Annotated in this window: 10 protein-coding genes; 2 read left to right on the top strand and 8 right to left on the bottom strand. The window is 29.9% G+C overall.

The annotated features are described in order from the left end of the window. Positions 1-14: 14 nt before the first annotated feature. From flhG to aroQ, 5 genes are read right to left on the bottom strand one after another with little or no spacing between them, the layout of a single operon-like run. Positions 15-878: a flagella biosynthesis ATPase FlhG gene (gene flhG, locus L8X36_RS03800; RefSeq protein WP_039625269.1), complete on the bottom strand. Its 864-nt coding sequence runs from the start codon at positions 876-878 to the stop codon at positions 15-17. Then, a complete protein-coding gene (flhF, locus tag L8X36_RS03795; protein ID WP_039617425.1) occupies positions 871-2253 on the bottom strand; it encodes a flagellar biosynthesis protein FlhF in 1383 nt (460 codons plus the stop codon). The genes flhG and flhF overlap by 8 nt, the downstream gene beginning before the upstream one ends. An 8-nt stretch (positions 2254-2261) precedes the next feature. Further along, positions 2262-2735 carry a 2-amino-4-hydroxy-6-hydroxymethyldihydropteridine diphosphokinase gene (gene folK / locus L8X36_RS03790; RefSeq protein WP_039617423.1) on the bottom strand — a complete coding sequence of 158 codons (474 nt, stop codon included), beginning with the start codon at positions 2733-2735 and terminating at the stop codon, positions 2262-2264. A gap of 1 nt (position 2736) precedes the next feature. Then, the gene (locus L8X36_RS03785) at positions 2737-3762 is read right to left on the bottom strand and encodes a M24 family metallopeptidase (protein WP_263682594.1); all 1026 of its coding nucleotides are present in this window, start codon (positions 3760-3762) and stop codon (positions 2737-2739) included. Next, complete coding sequence (gene aroQ, locus L8X36_RS03780; protein ID WP_039625266.1) at positions 3759-4241, bottom strand: type II 3-dehydroquinate dehydratase; 483 nt, start codon at positions 4239-4241, stop codon at positions 3759-3761. Before aroQ ends, L8X36_RS03785 begins: the two co-directional genes overlap by 4 nt. 88 nt (positions 4242-4329) lie before the next feature. Here aroQ and L8X36_RS03775 point away from each other — a divergent pair, with 88 nt between their 5' ends. After that, on the top strand, positions 4330-5553 hold the full coding sequence (locus L8X36_RS03775) for a metal-dependent hydrolase (protein ID WP_263682593.1): 1224 nt from the start codon (positions 4330-4332) through the stop codon (positions 5551-5553). Then, on the top strand, positions 5541-6434 hold the full coding sequence (gene sppA / locus L8X36_RS03770; RefSeq protein ID WP_263682592.1) for a signal peptide peptidase SppA: 894 nt from the start codon (positions 5541-5543) through the stop codon (positions 6432-6434). Before L8X36_RS03775 ends, sppA begins: the two co-directional genes overlap by 13 nt. Here sppA and ribD read toward each other — a convergent pair. Genes ribD through L8X36_RS03755 form a run of 3 tightly spaced genes read right to left on the bottom strand, consistent with a single transcriptional unit; the run spans position 6431 to position 10877 of the window. Then, a complete protein-coding gene (ribD, locus tag L8X36_RS03765) occupies positions 6431-7423 on the bottom strand; it encodes a bifunctional diaminohydroxyphosphoribosylaminopyrimidine deaminase/5-amino-6-(5-phosphoribosylamino)uracil reductase RibD (RefSeq protein ID WP_263682590.1) in 993 nt (330 codons plus the stop codon). The two genes, sppA and ribD, sit on opposite strands and share 4 nt — an antisense overlap. 8 nt (positions 7424-7431) lie before the next feature. Then, complete coding sequence (locus tag L8X36_RS03760) at positions 7432-8781, bottom strand: McrC family protein (RefSeq protein WP_263682588.1); 1350 nt, start codon at positions 8779-8781, stop codon at positions 7432-7434. Next, a complete protein-coding gene (locus L8X36_RS03755; protein WP_263682586.1) occupies positions 8781-10877 on the bottom strand; it encodes an AAA family ATPase in 2097 nt (698 codons plus the stop codon). The genes L8X36_RS03760 and L8X36_RS03755 overlap by 1 nt, the downstream gene beginning before the upstream one ends. Positions 10878-10882: the final 5 nt, after the last annotated feature.

Raw genomic sequence — 10882 nt, 5'->3', positions numbered from 1 at the left:
CTTTTTCCCTCAATCTAAAAACGATCCAAAAGCTTTTTGAAAAAACTCATAATGCTTTTATCTCCCACATTATTAAGCACTTTTTGTTCCAACCTATATAAAAGCTTAGAAGCTATGGTTTTTAGCTCATCACTTGCATTAGTGTCATCATCACTAAATAAAGTTCTTTTTTTAATACTAGAACTAATATCTTTACTTTGACCTAAAAATCCTAAAAATTCTAAATTTAAATTATGCTTAATGTTAATATCTGCTACTTTTTTAATATTATCAAAAATTCTCAAAGCTTCATTTTCATTTTTTACAACATTAAACACCATTAATAAATTTTCTTTAGTCTTTGAAGTGGTTTTTATAGTAGCATAAGCATCAGTAATCGCAGCAGGGTCAGGCACAGTGATGACAATAACCTCATCAGACATTTCTAAGAAATTTCCTATATTACCACCTATACCTGCTCCTGTATCAATGATTAAAAAGTCTAAATCATCTAAAATACTTGTTTGATTTAAAAATCTCTCATAAATGTTTTTATCATTGTATTTTAAAATTTCATCGCCACTTTCACCTGGGATAAGCCATAAATTTGGCTTTACCTCTATTAAAATATCTTCTAGCGAGCATTCACCTTTTAAAACATGTAAAAGGTTTTTTTCCACACGCACATTTAAAATCACATCTAAATTTGCAAGCCCTATATCTGCATCAAAAAGCCCTACTTTATAACCATTTTTAGCTAGGATGTTGCCCAAATTTGCACTAAAAGTACTTTTTCCAACCCCACCTTTACCACTAGTAACTGCGATAAAATGAGTATGTTTTACATTTGAGTTTTCATTTTTTACTAGATCTTTTAATTTTTCTGCTTGATTACTCATTTTCATCCCTTCTAAAACCTTCTAACACACAACGCACTAAAAAGTCACTATTAGCCACTTCTATATCATCAGGCACTTCTTGACCTATGGAAAAAAAGCTCATCGGAGTGCTAGTTTCATAAAGTAAAGAAAATACATTTCCAAATACTTTTGTTTCATCAAATTTGGTAATGATTAAAGTGTCTATATTTAAAAATGAAAAATTATTATAAGTTTCTAATAAATCTTCATATTTTGTATTTGCTGAAAGTACTAAATTCACATCAATTTGTGCATTAGAATGCGACAAAAATTCTTTTGTTTTTTCAAGTTTTGCTTTATCATACTGTGAATTTCCGGTTGTATCTACTAAAATAACCTCACAAGTATTTAAACTTCTAATCGCATCATCTAAGTCATTTGGCTCTATACTATCAATAATAGGAAGTTTCATCATCTTAGCATATTGGAAAAGTTGCTCTACTGCGCCTATTCTATAAGTATCAAGAGTTATAATACCGGTTTTATAGCGTCTATCTCCATAAGCATAGCGAAAAGCAAGTTTAGCTAAAGTAGTAGTTTTACCCACTCCTGTTGGGCCTACTAACATCATGATTTTTTGCTTTTTAATTTCACTTTCTAAACGACATGGAAGCATATTACGCAAAAGTGAGTAAAAATACCTTTGCACTGCTTCTTGATTTGCTTTCATAGTGCTTGGCATATTTTCAATAGTAGCCTTCATAATAGCTTCTAAATGCGCTTCTTGCATGCCACTTGCCTTAGCTTGCTTATAAATACTTGCAAACTCAGGTGGTATAGCTAATTCTTTGCGTAAATCTGCCTTATCATCCCACATCATATCCACAAGCAAATTCATTTTATCATTAAGCTTATTCATTTGCTTTTCAAAGGCTTCAATTTTTTTATCATAATTTGGATTTGGCATAGAAAAATCTTGATAGTTTGAAACCTTGCTAATTTCTGAACTAACCTGAGAAAGTTTATTTTTTAAATTTAAAAAATTATCATCTTTTTTGCTTGTATTTAAATAAGGATTAATAGGTTTTTGCTTAGCTTTTGAAGAAAAATCAAGCACTACATCTTCTTCTTTTTTTTCATCTTCAAATTTTGGAGCTTGAATTTTAGCCTCAGGAAAACTTGCTGTGTTTGGTTTTTTCTTTGGTGGCATAGGTAAATTGTTTTGTTTTAAATGCTCTTCATAATCAGCTTCTTCAATCGCTACTATAACCTCGTATAAAGGTTTTTGATTGATGGTTTTTGGACGAATTTGCTTATTAGTTACTATCAAAGCTTTATCGCCATAATCTTGCTTAACCTTAGGTATAATCTCATCTGTGCTTTCAACTGTAAAAGTATGAATCAATTGTCCCATATTTTTCCTTATCTTAACAAGCCCAAAGGCAAAGTTACACTAATTCTATCATTTACCCCCACATGAGGCACTGTGCAATACTCATCTTTACGCGCTTTTTTTGAAAAATACAACAAATCCAAATCAAGCGTTCTAGGAGCATTTTTAAAAGTTCTTTTTCTTTTGAATTTAAACTCATAAAAAAACAAAACTTTTAAAAGTGCTCTTGCATGCAAACTTGTACTTACAACCATCACTGCATTAGTAAAGTCTTTTTGTTCTTCAAAGCCAAAAGCTTTATTAATCAAAAATGGCGATGTTTGCAATACTTGCAAGCGTTTATCTTGCATTAAAAGCCTAAATAAACTCCGAAAGCGTTTTTTTTCATCTTCTATATTGCTTCCAAGTCCTATAATGGCTATGTATTTTCCTTTTTTATCTGCCTTTGAATAAAAAGGAAAAAAACGAATTTTTTCTAACCTTCTAGCTCCTTTAATTAGCAAATTATAACACCACTGCCTTTTCTTTATCAAGATAGACCATGTCTTCTATCCTAATACCAAGTTTATCTTTGATATAAATTCCAGGTTCAATGGTAAATACCATACCCTCTTTTAGCTCATAATCACTTCTTGGGCTAATGTTTGGCAGCTCATGTATATCAAGCCCCACTCCATGTCCTAAACTATGAATAAATTCTTTTTCAAAACCTGCGTTTTTAATCACTTCTCTTGCGATAAAATCAAGCTCACTTGATCTCATACCAACGCGTGCTTTTTCTATGGCTTGAAGCTGAGCTTGCTTGACCACTTCATAAATTTGCATAATTTCTTTATCTTTAAAATTTGGCTTATTTTTATCAAAAACTATGCCACTCTCATCAAAACAAGCCGTTCTTGTGCGATCAGAACAATACCTTTGATAAACTACACCCGCATCAACTAATAACAAATCTCCATATTCTAAACATTTATCACTAGGTAAAGCATGTGCTTTAGCCGCATTTTCATTAATAGCCACAATAGGTGAAAAAGAAAGTCCTAAAGCACCTTTTTTTTGAAAAATTTCACATGCTTTAAAATGTAATTCTTTTTCGCTTTTTCCATAGCCTTCTTGGCTGATAAATTTAGCAAATTCTTCAAAGCATTCTTTGCCAAAATTTACGGCCTTTTGTAAAAGTTGTAATTCCTTAGCATTTTTTATAATGCGTTTGCTTTTACTCAAGTCTAATTTTTCTTCAAAAACGATATTTGCACTTTTACTAAGTTCTTTAAATTCAAAATAACTAAAGTCTTTTGGGTCAAAACTCACCCTATCAATTTCTGCTTTTTCTAAAAGCTCTCTAACACTAGCAAAAAGATCTTGTGCTAAAACTACCTTAGCATTTTTTATCATTTCGCTAGCTTCAAAGCTATATCTTGCATCAGTGATGAAAAAAGCTTCATCTTCAAGTTTTAAAAACAAAGCATTATCGCAAGAATAGCCGCACTCATAAAAAAGTGCATTTTCGTTTTTTAAGATAAAATTCATTGATTTGCTTGTTGTGCTTTTGCTTGAGCTGCTTTATATGCATTGATTTGATCAAAAATTTGGAAAAGTCCCATTAAAGCCATATGATAACCAAAAGGACCAAAACCTACCACACTACCTGCACAAACTGGCGCTATCATGCTTTTTTGTCTGAATTCTTCTCTTCTATAAGTATTGCTAATATGCACTTCAATCACAGGCATATTAATCGCTGCAATCGCATCGCGGATTGCTATAGAAGTGTGTGCATAAGCAGCTGCATTAATAATCACTCCATCTACACTACCTAAGCATTCTTGAATTTTATCAACTAGCTCACCTTCAAAATTGCTTTGAAAAAACTCAATCTCTACATTAGCTTGTTTTGCAGCTTGTTTCATTTGCTCATGGATATCTTCCATTTTCATATTGCCATAAATATGAGTTTCTCTCACACCAAGCATATTGATGTTTGGTCCTTGTATCACCATAACTTTCATAATCTAACCTTTATTTAGTAAAATTTACTATATTATAGCATTTTAAAGCTAAATTTTAGCTACAATTTCCCTTTTTAAAGGAGGTAAAATGTTTATAATAGCACCTAAAATCATCTTAACTTGCGATGATGATTTTAATATTTTAGAAAACAAAGCAGTTCTTTTTGTTGATAATATTTTAGAAATTGATAGCTTAGAAAATTTACAAAAATCCTACCCACAAGCTAAGCTTATACCAACTCCAAAAGATACCTTACTTTTACCTGCTTTTATCAACCCGCACACACATTTAGAATTTAGTGCAAATAATGGAAATTTAGTCTTTGGAGATTTTTTAAAATGGCTTGATAGCGTTTTTAATAACCGCGAGCAATTAAACGAAAAAGCCAAAGAAAAATTAATCTCACAAAATATCCATAAAATGCTAAAAAGTGGCACTGCTACCATAGGAGAAATTTCAAGTTTTGGGAGTGATTTAACTCCTTGTGTCAATTCACAAGCTAGAGTGGTATTTTTTAATGAAATTTTAGGCTCAAATGAAAATTTTATCCAAGCTAAAAAAGAAGAATTTTTAAACCGTTATGAAAAAAGCATGAGTTTTAAAACTTCTAAATTTATCCCTGCTATTTCAGTGCATGCACCCTACTCAACCCACCCAGAACTTGCCAAATTTGCTATAAAACTTGCTAGAGAAAATAATCATTTACTAAGTACGCATTTTCTTGAAAACAATCATGAAAACAACTGGCTAAGGTTTAAAAAAGGTGGTTTTAAAAAGAGCTTGGCTAAATTTAGCAAAAATCCTATGCCATTTTACACTCCACAAAGCTTTTTAGAGCTTTTTAAAGGCCAAAGGACTTTATTTACACATTGTGTGTATTTTAAAGAATGGGATTTGCTAGATAAAAATTTACACTCGATCACGCATTGTGCTTTTTCAAACAGACTTTTGAGTAAAAACACTTTTAAATTAAAATCTGCTTTAAAAAATAGTGTTAATATCCACTTAGGAACTGATGGCTTAAGCTCAAATACCTCTTTAAGCATGCTTGATGAAATGAGAGCAAATTTACTTATACATGATGATTTAGAGTTAGAAAATTTTGCTAAAATATTGCTTTTAATGGCGACTAACAAAGCCGCAAAAGCCTTGAATTTAAACCTAGGCCAAATTCAAAAAAGCAAAATAGCTGATTTTAGTCTTTTTGCTTTACCAAATAGTGTAAATTTAAAACAACTTCCTTTGCAGTTTATCTTACAAAGCAAAGAAGTGTTAAAACTTTTTATAGAAGGAAAAGAATGCAAATTATAAAATCATTTTTTAAAGGAATTGGAAAAATCATTTCTTATATCAACACTTATTTTAAAACCTTTGTGTTTTTATTTATCGTATTTTTAATCCTTGCTCCAAGCGGAGATAATGCTAAACTTTCCAATGCAAACTTAGCACAAATTAACCTTAAAGGCGAAATTAGCGATGCGAGTAATCTTTTAGAACAAATTTACAAAGTCAAAGAGGATAAAGCTATAAAAGGGGTTTTACTTTTTATAGATAGCCCTGGTGGAGCTTTTGCACCAAGCATGGAAATAGCTTTAGCTATACAAGATCTTAAAGCTAAAAAGCCTGTGGTAGTCTATGCAGGTGGAACTATAGCAAGCGGAAGCTACTTAAGTGCGGTGGGAGCTGATATGATCATCGCTAATCCTGCTAGCTTTGTAGGATCTATTGGGGTAATCATGCAAGGCTTTGAAGTAAGTGAGCTTGCACAAAAACTTGGTATAAATGAGCAAACTATCAAAGCAGGAAGTTATAAAGAAGCAGGAACTTTCATGCGTAAATGGAGCGAAGATGAAAAAGACTTTTTACAAAATTTAGCTAATCAAAGCTATGAGCTTTTCACACAATTTGTCGCTAAAAATCGTAAATTAGACTTAAATCAAACAAACTCATGGGCCGATGCAAAAGTGTTTTTAGCAAACGAGGCTTTAAAATTAAAACTCATTGATAAAATAGGCAATTACGAGCAAGCCAAAAAAGAAGTAGAAAAACTAGCCAAAGTACAAAACCCTATCTGGCAAAAAGAAGATGCTATAGATAAGTTTTTAAAACGTTTAGAAGAGCAAAGTGCTAGCTTTTTTGCTAACACTTTGACACAATTTTTCACACAAGTAAGCTCACAAAAAATTTATTAAGATTTAATAATCTCATAAAATCCATAAGTATCATTTTCTAAAAAGCCTTTGTATAAAGGCTTTAGCTTTAAATCTAACTTAACATTTTCAAGGGTGTTTAAATTCGAGTTTGAAAAAATCAAAAGCATATCTAGCTCATCTTTAAAGGCTTTTAAAAAATTCTCCCCACCCTCATACATGATAAACTTGGCTTCACTAGGAATGCTTGTAAAAATTTCTCTTTCAGCTACGCTAAATAAAGGAATGTTTGGATCAAAACTTTCTAAATTTTGATGGCTTAGTATGCATAAATTTGGCGCTTTAGCTTGAGCTAGCCTTGCATCTAAAATAGGCCTATCATGCCTTATAGTTTCTCCACCTACTACAAGTAAATCAAGCTTTGAGCGTAATGTGTGAGCGTAAGTTCTACTTGCTTTAGAACTTACGATTTTACCATAAGCAGAGCCATTTAAAGAAAGAGCTAGTTTAAAAAATTTAAAACTTGACTTTTGCCATTTTAAAAAAGGCTTTAAAAGCTCTTTGGCTCTTTGCTCGCAAATTCCCATGTGAACTTTTATGCCTTGATCTTTTAAAAACTCTGCTCCACCGCTTGCGAGCTTGTGCTCATCTTTAGTAGCAATAAAAACTTCACTAAAACCAAGCGTGCTAAAAAGTTTCGCACAAGGTGGGGTTTTACCCTGATGATTACAAGGTTCTAAACTCACATAAGCACTAGCGCCTTTTAACAACCCCTGATGATTTTGACAAATAAACTCATGCAAATCATTTGCATTATGTGGTAAATCTAAATTTGGATTAAGTGCTTTTAAGGCTTTACTCACTGCCTCAAGTTCTGCATGAGCCTTGCCTGCTTCTTTGTGTGCTTCTATGCTTAAAATTTTACCATTTTTATCTAAAATCACACAACCTACGGCTGGATTGGGGTAGGTTAAAAGCTGATATTTCCAAGCTTCATCTATGGCTAAATTCATATAAAATTCGTGATTCATGTTACTTCCTAAAAAGGTAAAGGTGCGAAAAATACCTTAAGCTTTGCATGTTCATCGCAAGCTTTTAAAAAACCTTGTGCTAAAAACTTAATATCTTTAGTTCTTAACTTCTCTCTTAAGTCAAAAGTTCTCTCACATAAAGGATAAATAAGATAAATTTCCTTTATCTCGTATTTATTTGCATAAGCAAACATTTGATATAAATCACTTTGTGATATACCATGTTTTTTCTCATCTTCACTATCATCTGGAATTTTCCATTTGGTATCTAAGATCATTTTATTTTCTATATATAAATCAGGCTTTAACATAAAACACTTTTCATCATTTTTTGAGATTAGATACTTTCCACTGCTTTGGGTTTTTATATTTTCACTAGGATTAGCAAGTTTAAACATATAAGCTACATAGTTTTCAAAAAGTTTTTCCATAGGAAAAAGCAAAGCAAAGGCTTCTTTTTTACCTTTATATGGAGCAAAGCTTTGATTTTGTAGAAATACCTTACACCAAGAAAGTATATTTTCATAATAATCAAAATGTCTTGAAATTTTAAAACTAAAATCTTTTTCATAATTTTTAGAAAATTCTACCTCATCAAGCATTTGCATAGCTTTGATGATTTTAAATTTATTCGAGCTTGTTTTGGATTTTAAAAAATTTAACGTTGATTTTATCAAACGATTTGGAGCTATGTCTAAAACAAACTCATCGCTACTTGTAAAAAATCTTTCTTTGTGTATTAAATTTGATTTTATATGCTCATTAAAAAGTAATTTTCCTTTTAAAAAAGTTCTATTTTCTTCACTACTTACATAAGATCTCATCAAACCTTTTTTATACACACTATCAAATTCATCTAAAAACATCGTGATAAATACTTCAAACAAAGGCATTTTAGCAATTTGTAAAGATGAAATTTGAGACTTTTTAAAGGGAGAATTTTTTAAGGTTTTTAGCATATTGATTAAAAGAATACTAGGATCATTTTTAAGATCTTCTTTGCTAAAATCATCATTTTTAAAGATATTATCTAGTTTATAACATTTTTTTAATTTTTCTTTATCGTATTTTGAATTAGTATCTTCTTTTGATTTTTCTTTACATTCACTTGATAGTTTATCTTCTGCCATGCATTTTGGCAAGATTTCTAAAACACCACTTTTAGTCTGTATAATGCCGACATAATTTTTAGCTTTTAAGGTGTTTTTACTTTTAAAGCCTAGAAGACTTTCATTGTTTTTTGCGAAGTCTTCTAGCTCTTTATAAAATATTTCAGCTTTTTCTTTGAAAATTTCTTTTAAATCTTCTTTAGAAAAAGCTTGGTGTTCAATGATAGAAAAGGTGTTAATTGTTTTCATTATTCATATATTTTTTTAAAAGTAGCTTCATCCCATTTTTGACTATCACTAAACTTATAAATAACCTTATCACTTTCTATAAAATCTGTCATATTTTTCAAATAATCACTATTTATATCTTGTTTTTCTAACATACCATTTTTGTTTAAAACCGCGTCAATCAAAGCATAATCATTATAAAAATACTCTTGCAATAGTGGGATGATTTTATTTTGAAAAACATTTTTTAATTTCTCTAAACTATCAACGCCTATAAAAAATGCGTGTCCTATAGTCTTTTCTCTATCTAGTAAGTATTCTATACGCGTATTGATAAATTCTAGTAATTTTTGCAAATTTACACCTTTGCAATTATCAGACAAAACATTAAGTTTAGGCATCATCTCGACAAATTCAAAACGTCTTCTTAATGCTGTATCAAGTGAAGTTATACTTCTATCAGCTGTATTCATAGTGCCTATGATATAAACATTTTTAGGTACTCCAAATTCATCTTTACTATAAGGCAAAGTTACTTTTAACTCTTCTTCAGCACCTATTCTTTTGCTAGGTTCTATTAAGGTTATAAGCTCACCAAAAATCTTACTTACATTACCACGATTAATCTCGTCTATGATGATTATAAAATTCTTTTTTGTATTATCTTCTACAATCTTTAAATCATTAAGATTGCTTGACTTTATCTTTTCTAATAAATCATTAGGATTAATTCTATATAACTCATAAACAGTTTTTTGTACTAAAATTTTATCACTATTTAAATCAAGAATATTTATTTCATTATCTTTGGAAATCCATTTAACTTCTCTATAAGTTTGATATTCTTCATCTTCACTATATTCAACATCGCTTGTAATAACTCCAATACCTTTTATAGTTGTTGAAGTATTAAAAACACATACTAAATCCCCTATTTGCATGTATTCTACAAAACTTATTATGCTATTTTTATCATTTGAACCTAAATTTAAAAAGCGCTCATCTTTATTTTTTGGAATATCACTCCAACCTATACAAATTTTATTTTTTTCAAAACACTCACTTCTTAATGAAGCATTAGCCCCTAAAGAAATTTTCCAAACTTTTGAATTTCTATCTATATATATATCTTCATTAGTTGCTATTTTTATTTCTTTATCTAAAGCTTTATTGCAAATTTTCTTAAAAATACCTGGTTTTACTTTATATTTTAGTTCTTTTTTATCAAATTCAGGTTTGATACCTTCTACAAATTCTTCATATCCGTAGCTTTGATGAAAGGTAGTAAAAACTATTTGTCCATTTTTTACATACTCATCGAATAATTTTTTTCTATTTATCCTATCATCTTTGCTTGGAATTTGTATTTTTTCTTCTTTTGATATAATTTCTAAGGCCTTATCTATAGTATGATAAGTTTTTCCTGTCCCTGGAGGCCCATAAAGAATTTGATTTAAAGGTAGATTTTGATTTTCATTTGGTAATTTTTCATTTTCAAAATATTGTTCTTTGTAAAATTTTTCATTTTCACTTTGCTTAATTGCACTAAGATTTGAGCTACTTAATATATCTTCAAATAATGGTTTAGCATATAAATCATCTTCATTTTTACTTAAAACACTATATTCTAAAAACCTATTTAAAGAATATAGCTCAACAGCATCAGCACTCGTTATAACTTCTATCTTTTGATTTTTTATTTCTACTTTAAATTCTTTCTCGCCGCCTCTTGTTTTCAAATACTTAACCATATCTTTTGAAACATAATTTTTATAAGCATTGACATATTTTACAAATTCCAAATAATGAGAATTAATGCAAGCATGCGGACAACCTTTTCCGCTCTTAAAATTATATTCTTGCAATAATCCATCTTTCAGTTCAAATGACAAATTTGTTAAAACTTCCATAGAGTTTATTTGAAATGTATCAAAATCATCTCTATTAACAATATTTAATCTTTTGCATTCTTTAATTGCATATTTTGCTGTATTGATATATTGATTAACAGTCTTTAATCTTTTTTCCAAAAATATTCTAAAAATTTTTTCGTTTGAGTTTTCTATTTGTGCTTGTATTTTATTTTCATTTGAAAAGTGAAATTCAACAACATTCATACTAT

Origin of the sequence: Campylobacter sp. CNRCH_2014_0184h (assembly GCF_025772985.1) — a bacterium.
In the GTDB taxonomy this organism is placed as follows: domain Bacteria; phylum Campylobacterota; class Campylobacteria; order Campylobacterales; family Campylobacteraceae; genus Campylobacter_D.
The sequence above is the reverse complement of the archived record's forward strand: the minus strand, read 5'-3'. Positions and strand labels throughout refer to the sequence as shown.